18 protein-coding genes are annotated in these 20,997 nt (G+C 67.3%); 12 read left to right on the top strand and 6 right to left on the bottom strand.

What is annotated here, in order from left to right; translation table 11 throughout:
• Window positions 1-13 precede the first annotated feature (13 nt).
• Window positions 14-580 (bottom strand): YqgE/AlgH family protein, encoded by a 567-nt coding sequence (locus VGK32_03780; protein ID HEY3380860.1) that lies wholly within the window; start codon window positions 578-580, stop codon window positions 14-16.
• Window positions 581-773: 193 nt separating this feature from the next.
• Here VGK32_03780 and VGK32_03775 point away from each other — a divergent pair, with 193 nt between their 5' ends.
• The 3 genes from VGK32_03775 (at window position 774) to VGK32_03765 (ending at window position 4,178) form a co-directional block, all read left to right on the top strand.
• Complete coding sequence (locus tag VGK32_03775) at window positions 774-3,008, top strand: acyl-CoA dehydrogenase family protein (protein ID HEY3380859.1); 2,235 nt, start codon at window positions 774-776, stop codon at window positions 3,006-3,008.
• Window positions 3,009-3,051: 43 nt separating this feature from the next.
• Window positions 3,052-3,633: a hypothetical protein gene (locus tag VGK32_03770; protein HEY3380858.1), complete on the top strand. Its 582-nt coding sequence runs from the start codon at window positions 3,052-3,054 to the stop codon at window positions 3,631-3,633.
• Window positions 3,634-3,716: 83 nt separating this feature from the next.
• On the top strand, window positions 3,717-4,178 hold the full coding sequence (locus tag VGK32_03765; GenBank protein HEY3380857.1) for a DUF4920 domain-containing protein: 462 nt from the start codon (window positions 3,717-3,719) through the stop codon (window positions 4,176-4,178).
• Between the two features lie 175 nt (window positions 4,179-4,353).
• Here the strand turns inward: VGK32_03765 and VGK32_03760 are convergent, their stop codons facing one another.
• Window positions 4,354-6,315, bottom strand: a complete 1,962-nt coding sequence (locus tag VGK32_03760) for an oligopeptide transporter, OPT family (protein ID HEY3380856.1) — start codon at window positions 6,313-6,315, stop codon at window positions 4,354-4,356.
• A 7-nt stretch (window positions 6,316-6,322) separates the two neighbouring features.
• Window positions 6,323-7,762: an IgA Peptidase M64 gene (locus VGK32_03755; protein ID HEY3380855.1), complete on the bottom strand. Its 1,440-nt coding sequence runs from the start codon at window positions 7,760-7,762 to the stop codon at window positions 6,323-6,325.
• Between the two features lie 182 nt (window positions 7,763-7,944).
• On the opposite strand from VGK32_03755, the gene VGK32_03750 reads away from it, so the two are divergent.
• Genes VGK32_03750 through VGK32_03740 form a run of 3 tightly spaced genes read left to right on the top strand, consistent with a single transcriptional unit; the run spans window position 7,945 to window position 11,803 of the window.
• Entirely contained in the window at window positions 7,945-10,269 is a 2,325-nt protein-coding gene (locus tag VGK32_03750) for a DMSO/selenate family reductase complex A subunit (protein HEY3380854.1), read from the top strand.
• On the top strand, window positions 10,266-10,886 hold the full coding sequence (locus VGK32_03745; GenBank protein HEY3380853.1) for a DMSO/selenate family reductase complex B subunit: 621 nt from the start codon (window positions 10,266-10,268) through the stop codon (window positions 10,884-10,886). Before VGK32_03750 ends, VGK32_03745 begins: the two co-directional genes overlap by 4 nt.
• Complete coding sequence (locus tag VGK32_03740; GenBank protein ID HEY3380852.1) at window positions 10,883-11,803, top strand: DmsC/YnfH family molybdoenzyme membrane anchor subunit; 921 nt, start codon at window positions 10,883-10,885, stop codon at window positions 11,801-11,803. The genes VGK32_03745 and VGK32_03740 overlap by 4 nt, the downstream gene beginning before the upstream one ends.
• 236 nt (window positions 11,804-12,039) lie before the next feature.
• Here VGK32_03740 and VGK32_03735 read toward each other — a convergent pair whose 3' ends face one another.
• Both VGK32_03735 and VGK32_03730 read right to left on the bottom strand, forming a co-directional pair.
• Window positions 12,040-12,237: a YfhL family 4Fe-4S dicluster ferredoxin gene (locus VGK32_03735; protein ID HEY3380851.1), complete on the bottom strand. Its 198-nt coding sequence runs from the start codon at window positions 12,235-12,237 to the stop codon at window positions 12,040-12,042.
• 188 nt (window positions 12,238-12,425) lie between these two features.
• Window positions 12,426-13,292 (bottom strand): rhomboid family intramembrane serine protease, encoded by an 867-nt coding sequence (locus tag VGK32_03730; protein ID HEY3380850.1) that lies wholly within the window; start codon window positions 13,290-13,292, stop codon window positions 12,426-12,428.
• 116 nt (window positions 13,293-13,408) lie between these two features.
• Here VGK32_03730 and VGK32_03725 point away from each other — a divergent pair, with 116 nt between their 5' ends.
• A complete protein-coding gene (locus VGK32_03725) occupies window positions 13,409-16,381 on the top strand; it encodes a prolyl oligopeptidase family serine peptidase (protein ID HEY3380849.1) in 2,973 nt (990 codons plus the stop codon).
• A 70-nt stretch (window positions 16,382-16,451) separates the two neighbouring features.
• Here the strand turns inward: VGK32_03725 and VGK32_03720 are convergent, their stop codons facing one another.
• Window positions 16,452-17,423, bottom strand: coding sequence for an NADPH:quinone reductase (locus VGK32_03720; GenBank protein HEY3380848.1), 972 nt, complete (start codon window positions 17,421-17,423; stop codon window positions 16,452-16,454).
• Window positions 17,424-17,785: 362 nt separating this feature from the next.
• On the opposite strand from VGK32_03720, the gene VGK32_03715 reads away from it, so the two are divergent.
• From VGK32_03715 to VGK32_03695, 5 genes are all read left to right on the top strand, one after another.
• On the top strand, window positions 17,786-18,100 hold the full coding sequence (locus VGK32_03715) for a hypothetical protein (protein HEY3380847.1): 315 nt from the start codon (window positions 17,786-17,788) through the stop codon (window positions 18,098-18,100).
• 218 nt (window positions 18,101-18,318) lie between these two features.
• The gene (locus VGK32_03710) at window positions 18,319-19,278 is read left to right on the top strand and encodes a methyltransferase (GenBank protein ID HEY3380846.1); all 960 of its coding nucleotides are present in this window, start codon (window positions 18,319-18,321) and stop codon (window positions 19,276-19,278) included.
• Window positions 19,271-19,528, top strand: a complete 258-nt coding sequence (locus VGK32_03705) for a cory-CC-star protein (GenBank protein HEY3380845.1) — start codon at window positions 19,271-19,273, stop codon at window positions 19,526-19,528. Before VGK32_03710 ends, VGK32_03705 begins: the two co-directional genes overlap by 8 nt.
• A gap of 4 nt (window positions 19,529-19,532) precedes the next feature.
• On the top strand, window positions 19,533-20,489 hold the full coding sequence (locus tag VGK32_03700; protein ID HEY3380844.1) for an ArsA family ATPase: 957 nt from the start codon (window positions 19,533-19,535) through the stop codon (window positions 20,487-20,489).
• A gap of 47 nt (window positions 20,490-20,536) precedes the next feature.
• On the top strand, window positions 20,537-20,992 hold the full coding sequence (locus VGK32_03695; protein HEY3380843.1) for a hypothetical protein: 456 nt from the start codon (window positions 20,537-20,539) through the stop codon (window positions 20,990-20,992).
• The last annotated feature ends 5 nt before the right edge of the window (window positions 20,993-20,997 follow it).

The following is a 20,997-nucleotide window of genomic DNA, read 5'->3' as shown; positions in this document are numbered from 1 at the left end:
GCGCTTCTGTGGCTCAGTGAACGCCGGGGCTCATCTGGAGGCTGCCAGGCTCGGCGCCGAGGCGGCGGATGGCCGTCTCCCACATTTCCGGGGGTGGCACGTCGAAGATCAGATCCACTTCGACCTGGGTGATGAGCCACGCCGATTGTCGAAGCTCGGTGTCGAGCTGGCCGGGGCCCCACCCGGCATATCCCATCAGCAGCCGCGTGCGGGTCGGCTTGTCCTGCTCGAGGAGCTGGCGGAGCAGCGCTGCCGAGCCTGAGATGTAGATGCTGTGGCAGATCTGGACGGCGTCGAGATCCTGCGGGTCCTGGCCAAGCAGCAAGCAGCCGCGCTCGGGCTCGACCGGGCCACCCACCCACAGCTCGAGACCGTTGTCGCGCGAGATCGGCGGGTCCAGTCGAACCGCCTGCGCAGCCGGCGTGCCCGTCGGCCGATTGAGCACGAGGCCCCACGCGCCGTCGCTCGTGTGCTGGCACAGCAGGACAACCGTTCGCCGGAAATTCGGGTCGTCGAGCTGCGGCATCGACAGCAGGAGTGCCGGGGCCACCGAGGCGGGTGCGGAGTCCGAGACGGTCATGTCTCCATGATACAGCGGCTCCGTTCTTCGCGCAGCCAGCTGATCCTTGCGCGCCCGCTGCGTGCGGCAGGGCCCTACGCTATAATTCCGACTTTCCGCCAGACAGGAGTGGTCTCTTCCCGGGCCTGACCTGGGTGGCAGGTCAGCCGATTGGCTCGGGCGCGCGGCGCCTCGAGAGGGAAAGGATGCGGGGATGGACACGAGTGTGGGTGCCATGACCATCGAGCGGCTGCGCACGCTGCCCGGCGACGACGCCCGGCAGATCATGTGGCGGTTCGTCGGACGCTACGACGTGCAGATGCTGGTCCAATCGGCGCGCGCCGTCGCGCGAGGGCCAGTCGCGCGTCTGGTCGCCGCCGGGGGACGCAACACGCACGAATGGACGGCCCAGAAGCACGCGCTGCTCGAGGACTTCGACCGCGCCGGCATCACCACCGCTTCTCTCGAGCCGGCCGTCGGCGGTGTGATCGAAGGGCCCAAGAATCTGGCGCTGGCGCTCGTCGCGTTCGAGCTGTCGTGGGTCGATGCGGGGGCGGCGACCGGCAGCCTCGCGCAGCATCTCGCGCTCGCGCCCATTCACGAACGGGGCACGCCCGAGCAGCGCGAGGCCTACATGGTCAAGGCGGCGGGCGGCGACGGCCGTCCCCCGATGCGCGGTGCCTTCTGCCTCACCGAGCCGATCCCCTACGTCGGCGTCGAAACCGGCCTGCTGGGCGGGAAGATCCGCGTCGCCGAGTGGAAGGATGGCGAGGAGCCGATCCTGCAGGTGGACAAGCGGGGCCGGTTCATCACCAACATGGGGTTCGCCGACTTCGTCACGGTGGCCGTCGATTCCGGCGATCCGCGGATCCAGGGCAGCTGCATGGTGATCCTGGAGAAGACCGACCCGGGCGTATTCGACCCCGGCGTCCCGACCAGGAAGCTCGTCCATCAACTGTCGTCAACCAACGATCCGATCTTCAGCCTGAAGATCCCGGCAGGCCGCATCATCGGCGGCTACACGGTCAGGCACGGCGTCATCGTTCCGCGCCACAGCCACAGCGAGATCATCGAGGCCGTGTTCCGGCGCACGCGGGTGACGGTCGGCGCCATGACCGCGGCCAAGCTGCTCTCGGCGGTCGAGCCGATCCTCCGCTACCAGCGCGGGCGTTTCCGTGGCGGCGATGCGGTCGCGCCCGGCACGCCCCAGTACGAACTCGGCCTGCAACAGCGCGAGGACGCGCTGCACCGCCTCATCGACGTCTGGGCCACCGGTGAAGCCGCGGCGTCGCTGGGGTTTTCCGCCGCGCGTTGCTTCGATGAACTCGAGCCGCTCGAGCAGCGGAAGAACGAGGTGCTCGCCGCGAAGAAGATCGCGGGGCCCGCGTCCGAGTTCCGCGCGTTGAGGGCTCTGCAGAAGGACGCCGTCGAGTATCTCCGCGAGTCGGTGAAGCCCGAAGGCATGCGGAACGACGAGCGCTATCAGGTGCTCGGGTCCGACGACCTCGTCCGGTTCCTGGTGCAGAACTCGCTCGCCGACGTGTTGTGTCCGGCCGGGAAGCTCTGGAACACCGGTTATGGTGCCACCGTGATGCGCGAGGCGGTGAGCCTCATGGGCGGCTGCGGCATCACCGAGGACTGTCCGGGCTTCCTCGGACACAAGTGGATGGATGCGCAGCTCGAGGCCACGTACGAGGGGCCGGAGTCGGTCCAGCGCCGACAGCTCGCGATCACGATGATCGACGAGGTGTTCCTCACGCAGTTCGAAATCTGGATCAGTGAGATGCGGCACCTGGCCGCGCGACGGCCGGGGACGGGCGCGTGCGCGGTGGCGAGCGCGATGGAACTCTGGCTTTGGACGCTGCACCACCTGCAGCGGGCGAACGATGCGTCCGGCAACACGCTGTATCAGGCGGCGAGGCAGGGCGTGACGTTCCCCCTGGCCGACGCGCTCTGTTGGCTGCTCGCGTCGCGAGCGCAGATCCTCGACACACTCGAACTCGAGGCCGAGGGGCCGAACAACCCGACGCTCGTCGAGGGACTAGCCGGCATGGTGCAGTTCTTCACTGACCTCTGTCACGTGCAGGCCGCCCGTGCCGCGGGCGAAGTGGGTCGCGTCGCCGCCGAACTCGTGTTCGGCTACAACCGGCACCCGGCGTGGGACGACGAGGGCTGTGCAGGCTGCTACGGAGCCGAAGATCTGGCCGCGCTCGATCAACTGATGCCCGGGATCGAGAGCGCGGCGGGTTCGTACTCGGACGTAATCGCGATCGACGGATCCCACCGTCCCAAGGCCGGCCCGTGTGCGCCGTTCGCGGGTCTCGAGGAGTTCGTGCGTCTGCGCACGCGCCTCGACGGATGCCTGACCGGCTCACGACTGGCCAAGGACCGCGCGGCGGATGCGCTGACGAAGGTCATGATCCCGGAAGCCCTGGACTACCCGGCGTAGAGCGGGCTCAGGCCTCCGGCCGGAGGCGTTTCGCCCGTGAGAGATGGCCGATCACGCAATGGTGGCGGCTGGAACCGTGCAGATCTGGCCGTCCACGCCTGCCGCCGGTCCGCTCGTCAAGGTGCCAGCCCAGCGGCGAGCCACGCGCATCGTCAAAGACCTGCCGCCACGCGAGATTGCCCGCGAGATCGTCGAGTGGATCGGGCGGGAGCGTCGACGGGGCCGGCGTGAGCGTCAGCCGGTGGTACTACAGACAGCGCCTTGCTGCTCGTGGCCGGGGCAGGCTGGACGAAGAGCAGCAGGACGGCCAGCCGCACGTTGCCGAGGCGGCAGCAAGTCGCTGGTCGATCTCAGCGGAGAGGGGCACGCGGTTCTGCCGTTCATGTCGCACCTCAATCAGATCGGCCAGACCGGCGCCACTCCGCGCCATCCGAAGGGGCTGGCCACCTGCTGCCACGGCGAGGAACCCCACGTCGTCGGCTGGCGGTTCGTGAACGAACGCCGCGCCGTGAACCTGGATCCCAACTGCGGGCGGGCGCGCGGCAAGGCGGACGTCGTGTACGTCGCGGACGCGTTCGAGGTCATGGCCCAGGTCAACGACAGGCTGCGAGCCTCTGGAGATTGACATCCCGTACACGGTCGGCTCAAGATTGCGGGTTGTCTTTCGGGGCGATCTGCCCCCCTGCGGGTTCAAGAGGAGGATTCATCATGCGAGCATTGTTCGGAGCGGCCGTGGCGCTGTGCGTGGCGGCAACGATGACGGTGACGGCGGCGGAGGGGACCAAGTACGGCGCGGGTGTGAAGCTGACGACCGCGACGCCCATCGAGACGCTGCTGACCAACTCGAAGGACCACGTTGGCAGGACGGTTCGGATTGACGGCGTGATCACGGCGGTGTGCGACAAGGCCGGCTGCTGGATGGACCTGCGCGACGAGAAGGCCGACGCGAAGACCGGCAGGACGCTGCGTCTGAAGGTCAAGGACGGCGAAATCGTGTTCCCCGTGTCCGCCAAGGGCAAGAGAGCATCGGCCGAGGGCGTATTCGAGCCCGTGAGCGCCGAGATGGCAAAGGAGTACGCTGCCGACGCCAAGGAAGCCAAGACCGGCAGCGAGATGAAGACGGCGGCACCGGGGTTCCAGATCAAGACGGTGGGAGCGGTCGTCTACTAGCCAGGGGCACGGGCTGCTCAGGGTGCTGGAGGTGCTAAAGGTGCTGGGGGTGCCGGAGGTTCCAGTGCTGGGGGTGCCGAGGGTGCTGCGGGTGCGGCAGGTGCGGCCTCCCACGGTACCCTGGTACCCGCGGCACCCATAACACCTTCAGCACCTGCCGCGTCCGTGCTCCCCGTCAGCGCGCCGCCTCTGCCTTGATCCTTCCGGCTCTCCACAGGAACGCGCACGTGGCGAGGATGACCAGCGCCACGGCCAGTTCGCCGGCGGCACCGCCGATTCTCGGCGCCATCGACTTCGGCGCGAGGCCAGAGGCGACCAAGCCGGCAACCAGGACGCCAGCGAGACCCTCACCTGCCACCAGACCGGACGCCGCAAGCACGCCTGGATTGCTGTTCCCTCCGGCGGTCCCGTCCCGCCGCTCGACGATCTTCCGCACGCAACCTCCGACGTAGAGCGCGGCCATCGAGGCCAGGGGCAGATACACGCCGATCGCAAACGCCAGCCCCGACGCGCCGCAGAGCATCGCCCCGAGCGTGAGGCCGCCGCCAGACAACACCAGCCCCCACGGGAGTGCGCCCGACAGCACACCCTCGACGATCGTCTTCATCAGCGTGGCCTGCGGCGCGGGCAGTTCCCTCGACCCGAAGGTATAGGCGGTGCCCAGCAGGATGACGGTGCCGGCCACGGCCCAGCAGGCGAACGAGGCGCCGATCAACTGTCCGAACTGCTGCCGCGCGGGGGTGGCGCCGACCAGGTAGCCGGTCTTGAGATCCTGCGAGATATCTCCCGCCTTCGATCCGGCAATGGCGACGATGGTGCCGACGGTCAACACCGCGGCGCGGGCACCCGGGTCGTTCCATCCCATCGCGGCGAAGACCGAGGCGACGCCGAGGATGGTGATCAGCGCGATGCCGGACGTCGGTTGTGAGGTGACGCCGACGATGCCGACAATGCGGGCGGCGACGGTGACGAAGAGGACTCCGAAGAGCCCGACGCCGGCGGCGCATATGGCGCGAGGCAACGGACCCATGTTGCCGGCGAAGACGCCAGGCACGAGCGCCGCCACCGCGACGACCAGGACAATTGCGCCGATGACGAACGAGCCCGGCAGGTCGCGATCGGTGTCGGGGGCATGGAGGCCGGCGGCCGCGCGACCAGCTGGCTGGCCCGCCAGGGCACCGGCCTGGGTGGCGCCCGCGCCGTGTACGTGCGAACCCTGCCGAATGCCCCTGGCCACGGCCGCGAACGCGCTCACCATGGTCGGCAGGCCGCGAGCGACGGTCAGAATGCCGGCCGTCGCTACGGCTCCGGCACCGATGTACCGGACATAGCGGGCCCAGATATCGGTCGCAGACATCGCGGAGATGAGCCGCGTGGTTTCGGGGTAGAGCGGGACCGCAAGGGTCGAGCCGAGCCACGCGATGAGCGGCGTGAGTGCCAGCGAAGAGACCAGCGAGCCGGCCACGCAAATCGCCGACTGGCGGTACCCGAGGATGTAGCCGACGCCGAACAGCGCGGGCGCCAGTTCCAGTGCGAGTTCAGCCTTCGGCAGGATGGGTGGCAGCGCGGCGTGAACCGACGAGGGCATCAGGAACGCGAGCGACACCAGGATCTTCACGGCGGCACCAACCGCCATGCCTCGAAAGATCCAGATGCTTCCGCTCGAATCGGCGGCCGTCGCGCGCAGTACCTCGGCGCAGGCGGTACCCTCCGGGTAGGGGAGTTCGGCGGCCGCCTCCACGATGAGCAGCCGGCGCAGGGGAATCATCGCAGCCAGGCCGAGCACGCCGCCGAGGAAGCACAGCGCCACGACCTGCATGTACGGCGGAATGATGCCCCACATGAAGAGCGCCGGCAGCGTATAGATGCTGCCCGTGGCGAGCGCCGTCGAGGCCGAGCCGATCGTCTGCGAGATGTTGGCCTCGAGGATCGTGCCCTTCCGCCCGACGAGCCGGAAGATCGCGACGGTCATGACCGCGGCGGGGATCGAGGCCGACACGGTCATGCCGACGCGCAATCCCAGGTAGGCGTTCGCGGCGCCGAACACGATTCCCAGGACGATACCGGTGATGACTGCCTTGACGGTGAATTCGGCGAGCGGGGCTGCCGAGGCCGATGACGCGGTTTCTGTGGTCACGCAGGTGCTACTTTGAGTACATGTCGATGATGTGCGAGATGGCCCGCTGGCAGACGCGGCAGAAGCCGACATCGTCTCGCGTGAACATGATGCAGTCGGCCTCGGGGCGGAAGAGACCCGTGGCCTCGTAGGACGCCCCCTCGAACGCGCCGACCTTGTGCGAGTACGGCATCCGGCCGAGCAGTGGCGTCTCCCAGTTGCGCTCCTCGGTGAAGAGCGCGTTCATCTCCGACTCCGGCGCGTTCTTCGCGCGCAGGTCGCGGCGGCGCGCCTGCGTCTCGAGGCTCTTCTTCTCGAACGTCGACTTCTCCCACGGCGTCGGCAGCGGTGTGCCGGCCTCGACGAGGTCCTTCCACTTCAACGCAGTCGGGTCCTTCAGGGCGGTGACGTTCGGTTCCCAGGGCTCCGGCCGGTCCTGGACGCCCGTCTCGTAGGCGACGTCCGACGTGTAGTACTCGTCACCCAGGCCGGCGAAATGGTGGCCGAACTCGTGGACGAAGATGTAGTCGGCGAACGCGGTGTCGACAGCAGCCGTCGCGTGGTCGTTGAAGATGCCGCCGCCGCCGTACTGCTTCTCGTTGATGAGGACTTCGAGGAAGTCATACGGTGCGGCCGACGCGATGTCACGCATCGACCGGTTGTCCTCGACGAGCGCGTAGCGTTCCGAGTCGAAGATGTTGTACGAGACGCCAATCGGGGTTCGGCGGAAGTCGGCCGTGCGCGGCCGGTTCACGCCGCTCTTGGCGGTCGGCAGATCGACCGCCCGCACGTTGAAGTCAGACTTGCGGCTCCTGAACGGTTCGGTCGCGAACAACTTGTCCACGAGACGCTTGACGTCCGCGTGGAACTTCGGCAGTTCGGCTTCGCTGTAGCCGTCTCCGAGGACCAGGAGGTCGACCTTGGTGGCGGCCGGTCCGTTCTCGAACACCGTCCACACCTTCCCGATCGGCTTCTGGTCTGCGGCGTTCACGAACCGCGACGCCGGGTCGATCGTCGTCGTCCACACCTCACGGAACGCGTTCAGCTTGTCCCGCTTCTTGACGACGACCTGCACCGGGCCGGCCGGCCACGGGAAGCGGATCGTCTCGTGGAACGACCGGTGAATTCCCTGCTTCGGCTCGTCGGTCGATTCCCATTCACCGTACATCGACGCGAAGCCGCGGGAGAAGATGGGCTGGTTCGTCTTGCGGTCGATGACCTCGAAGAAGTAAGGCCCGAGGTTCGTGTCGTCGAGCAGCTTCGTTCGACTGCCCGGCCACGGGCCATCGGAGACGACCTGATCGAGCGCGAAGATCTCCTGGCCGCCGCCGGTGTGGTAGTAGTCCACGCGCATCGTCTTGTCCGTGAAGAACGAGGCGAAGGCGGGCTGGGCGACGACCACCGCTGGTGCCAGAAGCGCGAGTGACACGACCAACAGCAGGAAGCGAACATCGAATCGGACAGGCATGGCGGCACTCCGGGGGGCAACTCGACGGCCCTTCAGCGTAGTCTGTCGCCGCGATCCGAGGCAAGTGGTGTTGACAGGGCGACGAGCGTCGCAAGAACATGTGAGACCTGTCGGCCGCCAGCGGGAGGCCTCGTATCGGCGGTGCGCGGCTCCGACGGCGCGCGCCGCTCCCGCAAGATCAGATGCTCTCACGCGTTCTCTCCTCGCTCGGCGCCATGGTCGGCGGTCGGCCGCTTCGAGCGGAGCCCGCCCTCCGCGAGGGCGACGTCACGGTCGTCCCCAGCGGCTGCGCACACAACTGCGGTGGCCATTGCGTCCTGAAGGCCTGGGTGAAGGATGGGCGGATCGTCCGCCTGACGACCGACGAGCGCCCCGACCTCGACGACGATCCGCAGCTCCGCGCCTGCCCGCGTGGACGATCGTATCTTCGCCGAATCTACCATCCGGACCGCCTCCTGCACCCGATGATGCGCGTCGGCGCGCGCGGCGAGGCCCGGTTCGAGCGGGTGTCCTGGGAGGAGGCGATCGACTCGGTCGCGCAGGCGATGGTTCGTGCCCGGGATCGGTACGGACCGGCGGCGTTCCTCAATATGCACGGCACCGGCGGCGCCAGCCTGTTTGCGGGCAGCCGCATGTCACAGCGCCTGCTGAACGTGTTCGGCGGACAGCTCAACCACCACAACTCGTACAGCTCGGCCGCGGCCCGGTGGGCGACGCCCTTCAGCCTCGGCACCGCCGACGCCGGCCACAGCCCGGACGACTGGGTCAACGCCAGGCTGATCCTGCTCTGGGGCTTCAACCCGACCGAGACCGTCTTCGGCACGAACACCAGCTACCGGCTGAAGCTCGCGCGTCGGGCGGGCGCCCGCATCGTCGTCATCGATCCTCGCTTCAGTGCGACAGCCCAGGCGCTGGCGGATGACTGGGTGCCGTTGCGTGCCGGGACGGATAGCGCGCTGATGGACGCGATGGCGTTCGTCACGATTTCCGAGGGGCTGCAGGACCAGGCGTTCCTCGACCGCTACTGCGTCGGCTTCGACGAGGAGCACCTCCCGGCGGGGGCTCCCGTCGGCGCCTCGTACAGGAGCTACGTGCTCGGCCTGTCCGACGGGATCCCGAAGACACCCGCCTGGGCGGAGGGCTACACGCAGATTCCCTCCGAGCGTATCGTCGCGCTGGCGCGGGAGTTCGCACGCACCAAACCCGCGGCGCTCCTCGCGGGGCTGTCGTTCAATCGGCGCGCCTATGGCGAGCAGCCGGTACGAGGTACGGTCACGCTGGCCGCGATGACGGGGAACGTCGGGATCCCGGGCGGCAGCCCGGGCGGAGTGTCGTACTCGATCAGCCGGTCGCTGCCCATTGCGGAGTTCCCGCGCGGCCGCAATCCAATCCCCGAATCGATCCCCGTGTTCACGTGGACCGACGCCATCGTGCGAGGCACGGAGATGGGGGCAGCCGACGGCGTGACCAACCTGCCCGAGGGACAGTCGCGCCTGCGGACCAACGTGAGGTTCCTGTTCAATACGGCCGGCAACACGCTGGTCAACCAGCACGCGAACGTCAACCGCACTGTTCGCATTCTCGGTGACCCGTCGCTCGTGGATTTCATCGTCGGCATCGATCAGTTCATCACGCCGAGCGCGAGGTTCGCAGACGTCCTGCTGCCGGCAGTGACGTGGTTCGAGAAGAACGACATCTGCGGCATCTGGGGCCACGGCCATTCGCTGATCTTCATGAACCAGGCGATCGCGCCGCTCGGCGAGTGCCGAACGGACTACGACATCTGCGCGGCGATCGCGGATCGCCTGGGCGTGGGCTCCGAGTTCACGGAAGGCAAGAGCGAACTGGACTGGCTCGAGCAGATGGTCGCGCCGGCGCGCGAGGCCGACCCCTCGTTTCCGTCGTTCGACGAGTTCCGGCGTCGGGGCGTGCACGTCTTCAAGTACGAGCGTCCGCACGTCGCGTTCCGAGAGTTCAGGGCGGACCCCGTCGAGCATCCCCTGGCCACGCCGTCCGGCAAGATCGAAATCTACTCGCAGCGCCTCGCGGACATGGCGCTCGAGCACGTCCCGCCGATTCCCAGGTTCATCCCGGAATGGGAAGGCGGCCCGTGGGATCCGCTCTTCGAGAAGTACCCCCTGCAGGCGTTCGGCCGGCACTACCAGCGGAGGACGCACTCGATCTTCGACAACGTGGACTGGCTGGAGGAATCGCAGCCCCAGCGGATCTTCATGAACCCCATCGACGCCGCGCCGCGCGGCATCGAGAACGGCGACCTCGTGCGCGTATTCAACGATCGCGGGGCGATCGAGATTCGTGCGCGGTTGACCCGCCGCATCATCCCGGGGCTCGTGGACGTCCCGCAGGGCGGGTGGTGGACACCCGACGAACGGGGAATCGATCAGCGCGGCAACGTGAATGTGCTGACCTCGGAGCGGCCGACCCCCGGCGCCCGCGGGAATGCGCAGCACTCGAACCTCGTGCAGGTCGAGAAGGTGCGCGCATGACCGGCCTGGCGTTCCATATCGACGTGTCGTCCTGCAGCGGGTGCAAGGCGTGCCAGTTGGCCTGCAAGGACGCACACGGCCTCGAGGCCGGGCGGCTGTGGCGGCGCGTCGTCGAGGTGGAAGGTGGCGAGTGGACGCGGAAGGGCAACGCCTGGTGCTCGACCGTCTTCGCCTACACGATCTCGCTCTCGTGCATGCACTGCGAACGTCCGGCGTGCATGACGTCGTGCCCGACGCAGGCGATCGTCAAGCGGGCAGACGGTGTCGTGGCGGTGGACGGCGGCGCCTGCATCGGCTGCCGCTACTGCGGCTGGGCGTGTCCGTATGGGGCGCCGCAGTTCGATGCGGCGACCGGGACCATGAGCAAGTGCGACTTCTGTGCCGATGAACGCGACGCGGGCCGGCCGCCCGCCTGTGTCTCCGCGTGTCCGCTCCGCGCGCTCGACTGGGGACCGATCGACCAACTGCAGGCCCGGCACGGTACGCTCGCACAACTCCCGCCGCTGCCCGACGGTGCGCAGACGGGCGCGACGGTCGTCATCAGCCCGCCCGCCCGCATGTCCCCTCTGTCGCCGGACTGTGTTCAGCTGGCCAACGACGAGGAGATCCTGCGATGACGGCCGGTCGTCGCGAATGGCCGCTGGTCGCCTTCACGCTGCTGGCGCAAGCAGCCGTCGGGGGCTTCCTCGCGATCGGGGTCGCCCGCGTGCACCTCCAGCCGGCCCTCGGAGGAGCCGTCGCCGGCGTCGTACGCCTCCCGTTGGTCGTCGTGAGCGGTCTGTTCGCGCTTTCGCTGCTGGCCTCACTCGGCCATCTCGGCCGGCCGCTGGCCGCATGGCGCGCGCTGTGCCACGCGGCAGAGTCGTGGGTGAGCATCGAGATCCTGATGGCCGTGGCGTTTGGTGGGGCGCTCACGGCCTTCCTCTCGGCTGAGACGCTCGAGATCGCCACCTCTGCGGTCCACGAGGTGCTCGCCGGGATCACTGCCGGTCTCGGCGTGGGTCTCGTGCATGCGATGGGGCAGATCTACCGGCTGCCAACGCGCCCTGCGTGGAACCACGTGACGACGGTCATCGGCTTCTACGTGACGACGGCATTGCTCGGGCTGCTTGTGGCTGGGTCGTGCCTGCTGGGTGGCTATGCGTCGCTCGGACCACCGAGCGCGTTCCCGGAGCGGGTGCTGGCGCTCGATTGCACGCTGCGGCTGCTGGCACTGGCCGCGGCGGCTGCCTGCGGCTTCGAAGCCGTGCTCATTCCCTGGCAAATGCGTCTCCGCCGGAAGGCCTCGCTGCGAGCAAGCCTGCCCGAGAGCGACCTCTCGCTCCTGCGACATCAGCGCATCGCTACCGTCCGCCTCGCGCTCGTGGGCGCGGCCATGGCAGCCAGCGCGTGGTTTGTCTTCCGCGAGCCCGCCCTCTCGGGCGCGGAGCCGCTCGGCGCGTTCATGCTCGCCTCGGCATGTCTTCTTGCTCTGCTGGAATCGCTGCTCGGGCGCGTGATGTTCTACACCAAACGCCCAATCCATGGCGTCTGAAGCACGAGGGTCTCTGTGTCTCGGTCGCAGCGTGCCTGGTGTCTTGGTGTTCCTGGAGCGCGTAGTGGAGAGGAACGTCACTGTGGTCAACGAGGACACACGGTCTCGGGTGAGCCCGGCGGGGCAGGATAACCCTGCCCCTGCGGGAGCGCGTCCCCGTTGACTGTCGGAAATGATTGCGGGCTGGAAGGCGGGAGACCGTCCAATGGAACACGCCAGCGCCGCGTCGAACCAGGCTAGGCTTCGATCTTCACGATGCAGCCGTCGACGGGGCACACCTCGACGCACTTCGGCGAATCGTAGTGGCCAACGCACTCCGTGCACTTGACCGCGTCGATGACGTAAATCGTATCGCCCTGGGTAATCGACTCGTTCGGGCACTCGGGCTCGCACGCGCCGCAGCTGATGCAGTCTTCCTTGATCATCATCGCCATCGGATCCGCTCCTCGTTGTACAGGGGCCACAATCGGCCGACATCCATGTTACTGCAAAAGCCGGTCCCGGACGGAATCGGCGGTTTCTCCTCGCTTTTGTTGGCGCTTCCCGCGCGGACGACAACATCCCGGCGATCGTGCCGGGAAGCCGGTAGCTGAACGTACGACCCGACCAATCGAGTCTGGTATCACCGCGCTCCGCCGCCCGCCATGCTCAGCGTCTGCAGCAGCGAAGCGACAATCGACAGCACGGTCAGCAGCAGGCAGCCGAGCGCCATCAGCATGTGGTCCACGCGTTCAGCCTTCAGCGGATCGAGCCAGAGGGCTGCGAGGTAGCCGCCGGCGAAGCCGCCCGCGTGCGCCCAGTTGTCCACGCCCGGCATGATCAGGCCGAACACGAACAGCGTCAGCGCGTAGCCCCACGCCTGACCGCGCACGAGGCTGCTGCCGGTGCGATGACCATAGCGGACCAGCGCGCCAAGCAACCCGAAGATCGGCGCCGATGCGCCAATCGTGAAGCTGGCGCCGCCGAGGATCGGAATGCCCGGCAGGAGGACACCGAACGTCGAACTGGCGAGGAACCCCGCGGCGGCGGCCACGGTATAGATGATGACCAATCGGCTCGGCCCGAACAGGCCCGCCGTCGCCGGACCGAGTTGGCGCACCCACATCATGTTGAACACGATGTGGAGGAGGCTTCCGTGCAGCCACGCCGCGCTCAGAATCGTCCACCAGCGGCCATAGCCAAAGACCGGTACTGCGCCGCTGGCGCCGAACACGAACAGCGCCGGCATACTCGGGGAGAGCAGCGAGAACAGGCCGTTCATCCCGATGTTGCCGCCTGAGAACAACAACGTGGCGACGTAGAGGACCGAACAGCCGCCGATGACGAGGGGCGTGAACCCCAGGTCGTTGCCCAGTCTCCGCAGGATCGGCGCGAACCCCCACAGCCCGGGATTGCGGCGTCCGCAGGTGTAGCAGGTGGCATCGTTGACGCCGACCAGGTTGCCGCACGACGGGCACACGACCGAGCCGGTTCGTTGTCGATTGAACATCGGGCTGATCATAGTTCATTGTCGGGTGGCGCTATAATCCGACGGTTCTGGACCGCAGCCCGCGCCCTGCTGCTCGCGTCGTGCAGCAGGCTCAGGAAGATCGTCAGGAGAGTTCCATGAGCCACATCCGTCGTACGCCGCTGGTCTTGGCCCTCGTGTGCCTGCTGTCACTCACCTCGCTCGGTGCCGCGCCGGACCCGCCCGGTGCGAAAGTTCCGATCACGATGGCGGACATCCTTGCCTGGAAGAGCATCAACGGCCCGGTGCTGTCGCACGATGGGAAGTGGCTGGCATACCGGTTGTCTCCAACCGAAGGGGACAGCGAGGTTGTCGTCCGGCAGACGCAGGGCGAAAAAGAGTACCGCTTCGGTTGTGGTGACGTGAGCGCGGTCGCAGGCGGCGCCGGCGGGCCGGCAGGGCCGGGCGGCAGGAGCAGCGACTCGCTGGCGTTCTCCGGCGATTCGGCGTGGGTCGCATTCTCTGTCGCGCCAACGAAGAAGGAAGCGGCGCAGCTCAGGAAGCAGAGGAAGCCGCTGCAGGACAGGGTGGCGCTCGTCGATCTGGCGACAGGCAAGGATGTGCAGTTTCCGCGGGTGCGGCGGTTCGCGTTCGCTGGCGGCAGGTCCGGATGGCTGGCGCTGCTGAAGTACCAGGCCGACGCGGGCGGCAGCGCGGGTGCGACGCCCGGTTCTGCGGCCGGAGGTACCGGCGGTCCCGGCGCTTCGGCTGGGTCGGGCAGTGCGGCCAGCGATCGGCCCAAGGGTGCCGATCTCATCCTGCGCGAACTCCCGACCGGCAACGAACTGAACGTGGGCAACGTCGCGGACTTCGCTTTCGACAAACCCGGACGCTGGATTGCCTGGACGACCGACGCGCAGGACCAGTCGGGCAACGGCGTGACGGCGCGCAACCTCGAGACCGGCGTGCAGGTTCTGCTCGACGGCGGCAAGGCGTGGTACGAGCGTCCGACGTGGACCGAGAAGGGGGATGGCCTCGCGGCGTTGAAGGGCACGGAAGACAAGGCCTACAAGGACAAGCTCTATGCGCTCGTGGCGTTCACGGGCTTTGAGGGCGCGAAGCCCGCAAGAGTCGTCTACGATCCGGTCGGGGACAAGGGTCTCCCGGCGGGAATGACGATTAGTCCCGACCGCAACCCGGAATGGTCTGAGGATCTGAGCGCGGTCGTGCTGGGCCTGCACGCGATCAAGAAGAAGGACGACATCGCCGAGGCGAAGCCTGCCGCCCATCCGGCCGACGACAAGGCGGATGCCGCGAAAGCGGAGGCGGATCCCGACGAGAAGCCCGATCTGGTGCTGTGGCACTACCAGGATCGCCGCCTGCAGACGCAGCAGCAGGTCGAAGAAGACCGCGACAAGCGGTTCTCGTTCGTCGCGGTCTATCGACCCGCGACACGAAAGCTGGTGCGCCTGGCCGATGACACGCTGCGCGAGGTGCAGGCCACGCCGCGCAGCCGCTGGGCCGTCGGCCTCGACACGATGCCGTACGAACTTGGCGCGAGTATGGACGGGCGCCGCTACCAGGACGTCTACATCGTCGATCTCCAGACGGGCGACAGAAGGCTGGCCGTGCGCAAGGTGCGTGGCAGCGTCGTGCCGTCGCCCGATTCGAGCCGCGTGCTGTACTTCGAGGACGGTCACTATTTCGCGTACGAGGCGGCGACCGGGAAGACCACGAATCTCACGGCCGCGCTGCCGACGTCGTTCATCGACGACCGCGACGATCACAACGTCACCAAACCGCCGGTCCCGCCGATCGGGTGGTCGAACGACAGCCAGGCCGTTCTCCTGTCGGACGGTTGGGACATCTGGCAGGTGCCGGTGTCGATGGGGCCCGCGACGAACCTCACGGTGACGGGCAGGAAGGAGCAGGTCCGGTATCAGCGTCGCCTCGTGCTCGACCGGGACGAGAAGGGAATCGATCTCGGGCAGGCCCTCTACGTCTCGACGTTCGGCGAATGGACGAAGAAGGGCGGCGTGGCGCGAATCGAACCCGGCAAGCCCGGCGCCCAGCAGTTGCTCTGGGATGATGCGCAATTCAACCGGGTGATGAAGGCGAAGAGCGCCGAGACGTTCGTGTACTCGCGAGAGACCTACAAGGAGCCGCCGGATCTCTATGTTGCCGACGCGTGGCTGAAGGTCGGGCGCAAGGTGACGGCGCTCGACGCGCAGATGGCGCGCGTGAGCTGGTCAGCCGGGTCGATGCTCGTCGAATACACGCCCGACGAGAAGACGATGAGGAATCGGAAACTGCAGGGCGCGCTGTTCCTGCCGGCTGACTACCAGAAGGGCAAGCCGTATCCGACGCTCGTCTACATCTACGAGCGGCTGTCGCAGGACTACAACCGCTTCTTCGTGCCCACGGCGAACGGATTCAACAAGTCCGTCTACACGAGCAACGGCTACGCCGTGCTCATGCCCGACATCACCTACAAGTTGAACGACCCCGGCCGCTCGGCGGTGTGGTGCGTGGTGCCGGCCGTGAAGGCGGCGGTGGCCACCGGTGTCGTGGATGCGACGAAGGTCGGCCTTCAGGGCCACTCGTGGGGTGGCTACCAGACGGCGTTCCTCGTGACGCAGACCAACACCTTTGCGGCCGCGATTGCCGGGGCGCCGCTGACCGACATGGTCAGCATGTACAGTCTCATCTACAAGAACAGCGGCAACACGAACCAGGCGATCTTCGAGAGCAGCCAGGGACGATTCCTCGGCGGCTACTGGGACAACTGGGACGCCTATTACCGCAACTCGCCCGTGTTCTTCGCGCGCAACGTCAGGACACCGCTGGTCATTCTGCACAACGACAAGGACGGTGCGGTCGACTTCACGCAGGGCGTCGAGTATTTCAATACGTTGCGCCGCATCGGCAAGCCGGTGTGGATGCTGGAGTACCTCGGCGAGAACCACGGCCTGAGGAAGCCGGCCAACATGCAGGACTACACCGTCCGCATGAGGGAGTTCTTCGATCACTATCTGAAGGGCGTCACGGCCCCAGCCTGGCTGAAACAGGGCGTCTCGCGTCTGGACATCGAGGACCATCTCAGGGAGCGGGCGAAGCTGATCGGGAAGTAGCCCCTGTCTCGTCCCGACCGCGCGCATCGGGACGGTGGGCCCTGATGGATGGCGCATCTCGAGCTCGGGACTAGGGCCTCACCACGATCTTCCCGTGCGCGCCGGGCGACATCACGGCTTCGTGCGCCAATGGGGCGTCGGCGAGCGGGAACTCGCGTCCCACGACGGGTTTCAGTGTGCCAGCGCGGAGGCCTGCACCGAGCGCAGCATGGATCTCCGCCATCGCGTCGGGCGGCGTGTTGAAGAGGAGCATGCCGCGGACGTCCGCGTCGCGGGCCATGATCTGGCGCGGGTCGATCTCGACCGTCCCGCGATTGCCGACGATGACCACGCGCCCGCCGCGGGCGAGCAGCGCGATATCCCGGTCGAGGTTGACGTTGGCGAGCATTTCGATCACGACGTCCACGCCGCGCCCATCCGTGGCCGCGAGGATCTGATCGGTGTAGTCCGGGGAGCGGTGGTTGAATGCCTGATCGGCCCCCTGTTCCGAGAGGAGTCCGAGCCCGCGGTCCGTGCCCGCGGTTCCGAAGGCGACGAGACCGAACGCGCGGCAGAGTTGGAGCGCCGCTGTTCCCACCCCACCGCTCGCGCCGTGCACGAGGACTGTCTCACCGGGGCGCGCCTGGCCACGCTGGACGAGCGCGCGGTACGCCGTGCCGTAGGGGACGCCGATCGCCGCACCCTGCTGGTACGACACGCTTTCTGGAAGCGGATGGACCTGGCTGACATGGCAGACGGCCAGCTCGGCGTATGCGCCGTACGAACCGGCGATCGTGCCCGTGACATACACGCGATCTCCTCGGACAAACCTCGCGACGAGGGGGCCCACGGCCTCCACTTTCCCCGCCGCATCGGCGCCCGGCGTGAAGGGCAGAGTCGGCCGGCGAGCGTAGGCGCCGCGGCGAATGTACGTGTCCACTGGGTTCACACCGGCGGCGCGGACACGCACGAGGATTTGCTCGGAAGCGGGTGTCGGCACCGGCACCTCCTCGATGCGCATCACCTGTGGGTCACCAAACTCGCGGACGACAATCGCTTTCACGTGGCCTCCTGCTTCTCTCCGCCCCCCGAACTCGCGCCATCGTCACAATCCTAATCTCACTTCTCGGTTCTCGGCTCAGCCTTCTCACTTCTCACTTTCGACTCCTGGATTCTGGCACCTGACTCCTGGCTCCTGGCTCCTGCCTCCTGTATCATCCCCGGACACCGCATCGCGCCGCGCCACCAGCGGATTCGGCCTGAAAAGACGATGATGGTGTAAAACCTACCTGGCGCAGTCCATTGAGCGCCGCCCCGCCCGGGGTCCTGAACCTGTCAGGATTGAGTAAAGCACGTGAAGTCAATACCTTACCAGGTACGGCTGGCAATTTGCGTGACAGGTCGAAAACAGCCGGAGAGGTGCCCATGGTTCCGCCGACCGCCGTTGTCGTCTGGCAGCTTCGTGGATTCGTCGAAGACATCCACTGCTTCTTTTCAGAGCGCGGGGCCGCCTTCACGCTCGTCATCGAGCGGGCAGGGGAGCGTTTGCTCACTGAGGAGTACACAGAGCTGCGCGCGTTGCTCGCGCGGGCTGCGGATCTCCGTGGACGCCTGGTCGGCGTCGGCTTCGCACCAATCGGCAAGGCGAAGGCAGAGCCTGAGCCAGTCCTCCAATCCCTCCTGATGCACTTCGTCCTCGAGGGCCGGGCCGCGACGTACGCGACCATTCCCGCGCATTGAACGCGCAAGGTGATCGCCGGCATCGGCCGTCTCGTCCGTGTGCCGTGTCGCGGTCTCGGTCACAAATCTGCTCCTCGATAGCCTGTCGGTCGCCAATGATCCCCGGGCCCCATCTGTCCCGCCAGTGAGCTATCATCACTCTCTACCCCGCACCGCAGGCGGGGGAGGGAGGCAGTATGACCGCCGGTACGGCACAGCGACCATCTCCCAGAACGATCATGGAGATCGCCACCGCATTCCAGCGCAGCCGGCCATTGCTGACCGCGTTCGACCTGGGCCTTTTCACCGTGCTGAACGATGAGGCACGCACGTCGGTTGAAACAGCCGAGGCGCTCGAGACCGATCCGCGTGCGACCGATCGGTTGATGAACGCGCTGGTCGGCCTTGGGCTCCTCGCCAAAGACCACGACCGGTTCAGCAATAGCCCGCTGGCGCTCGCGTATCTCGTGAAAGGGAAGCCGGGCTACATGGCCGGCCTGGGTCACACCAGCCATCTGTGGGACACGTGGGGACACCTCACTCAGGTCGTGCGGGCCGGCCATCCGGAGGACCTTCCCCCGACCAACGATCGGGGAAACGACTGGTTGCGGCCGTTCATCGCGGCGATGCACTGGCGCGCCACGCAGAACGCCGGGGAGATCATCGACCTTCTGGATCTGACGGGCGTGTCGCGCGTGCTCGACGTCGGTGGCGGGTCGGGAGCGTACGCCATGGCCTTCGCGCGCGCACGGCGTGGCATCTCGGCAGTGGTGTTCGATTTGCCGAACGTCCTGCCGCTGACGCGCACGTACATCCAGGAAGAAGGCCTGACGGCGGAGGTCACGACCAGCACGGGCGACTACCTCACGGCGCCGATCGGCGACCGATTCGATCTCGTGTTCCTGTCCGCGGTCATTCACAGCAACTCACCCGACGACAACCGGCTCCTGTTCGGCAAATGCGTTCGTGCGCTCAACCCGGGCGGTCAGCTCGTCGTGCAGGATTTCCTGATGGACGAGGACCGGACCGGGCCGCTGCCCGCTGCGCTCTTCGCGCTGAACATGCTGGTCGGTACGCCGGAAGGTGACACGTACACGGAATCCGAAGTGCGTGCATGGATGCACGAAGCCGGATGCCGCGTCATTGCCCGGAAGGACACCTCCTTCGGGACGAACCTGGTCATCGGTCGACATGAGTGAGTTCTGGCTGCACGCGCGGGAGTTCTTCCACGGGATGGCGGTCGCGGGCTATCGTCGGCAGTTGCGCGGCGATGCCATCGTTCTGCAGGATCTCTTCCTGCTGCTGTGCTTCATGGAGATGCTGGGCCTGCCGAACCCGGCCGCGCTGTACCTCCTCGACGTCTATCCGTACTTCCTCGACGAATTCCACCTGTGGCATCGGCGCATGGGCATGGACCGTTCGCCACTCTCGAACGTGTCCTGCTGCTGACGCCGTGCGACACCTGCTCGACCGACACGTCGTGTTCTTCGCCGGCAAGGGTGGCGTCGGAAAGACCACCTGCTCGGCGGCCTTCGCGCTGGCGGCCGCACGCGGCGGACGACGGGTCCTCCTGGTGTCGACCGATCCGGCGCACTCGACCTCGGACATCTTCGAGCAGCCGTTCTCAGCAGAAGAACGGCAGGTCCTGCCGAACCTCGCGGGCCTGGAGATCGACTCGGCACACGAGGCGAGGCGCTACCTGGACGAGGCGAAGGCGCGGATGGCGGGGCTGTTCAGTCCTGCCGTGGTCAAGGAGGCCGCGCGTCAGATCGAGCTCACCGCGGCAATGCCTGGCGTCGCCGACGTCGCGCTCTTCGACCGCATGACAGACCTGGTGTTGGCGCGCGGCGGCGGGTACGACCTGGTTGTGTTCGACACGGCGCCAACGGGCCACGCGCTGCAGTTGTTGCGGATGCCCGAACTGATGGTCACCTGGATTGACGCGCTGGCTCGACGGCGGCGGGATGTGGCGGCCGCACAGGCGGCTGGCGGCGAGGTCGAGGCCGGTGGTGCGGCCTCCGATCCCGTGCTCGAGATTCTCGAGCGGCGTGCCGGGCGGCTTCGGGCAATGCGATCCGAGCTGTGCTGCGCGGATCGTGTGGCCGTCGTGCTGGTGCTGGTGCCGGAGCGGCTCCCGATCGAGGAGACCGGGCGCGCGGTGCACCTGCTCGAGGAGGCCGGCCTGCAGCCGGCCGGCGTCGTGGTCAACCGGGTCCTGCCGGACGGTCTTCCCGGCGACTATTTCCGATCGCGCAGCGCACAGGAGCGGACGTACCGGGACGAAATCGACCGGCGCTTCGGCAACCTGCGCCGCGTCACGATTCCGCAATTCGAATCGGATATCCACGGCCTTGCCGGCCTGGAGTGGGTCGGGCAACACCTGCTGGCCGATCCCGCTCGCGCCAGATAGAATAGGTGTGCAGACGCCCATCCCGGTTGCGCATGGTTGAGGCACGCATGACCAAGACACGCCGCCAGACGCTGATCCTGGAACTGGTGGATCACGAGCAGGTCACGAGTCAGGACACGCTGCAGCGCCGATTGCACGCGAAGGGCATCGACGCCACCCAGGCGACGATCTCGCGCGATCTCACCGAGCTCGGCCTGGTGAAGCGTGCGGGCGACGGCGCGTACGGCCGGCCCGGCCGGGAAGTCACCAACCAGGAGGCGGCGCTCACCAACCTCCACCGCGTCGCGGTTCGATCGCTCACGCACTGCGCCCGCGTCGAGCAGCTCGTCGTCCTGCGCACGCCTCCCGGCGAGGCGCAGCACCTCGCGATCGCAATCGATCGCGCCGCCTTCGCGGAGGTCGTCGGCACGATTGCCGGGGACGATACCGTGTTGGTCATCGCCGCGGGGCCGCGGCACGCGGCGGCGTTTGTCGACGAGCTCGAGCGATTGACATCGGGATAGGCCTT

This window comes from Vicinamibacterales bacterium (assembly GCA_036504215.1).
GTDB lineage: Bacteria > Acidobacteriota > Vicinamibacteria > Vicinamibacterales > Fen-181 > FEN-299.
This window is presented reverse-complemented; position numbering and strand designations above follow the sequence as displayed.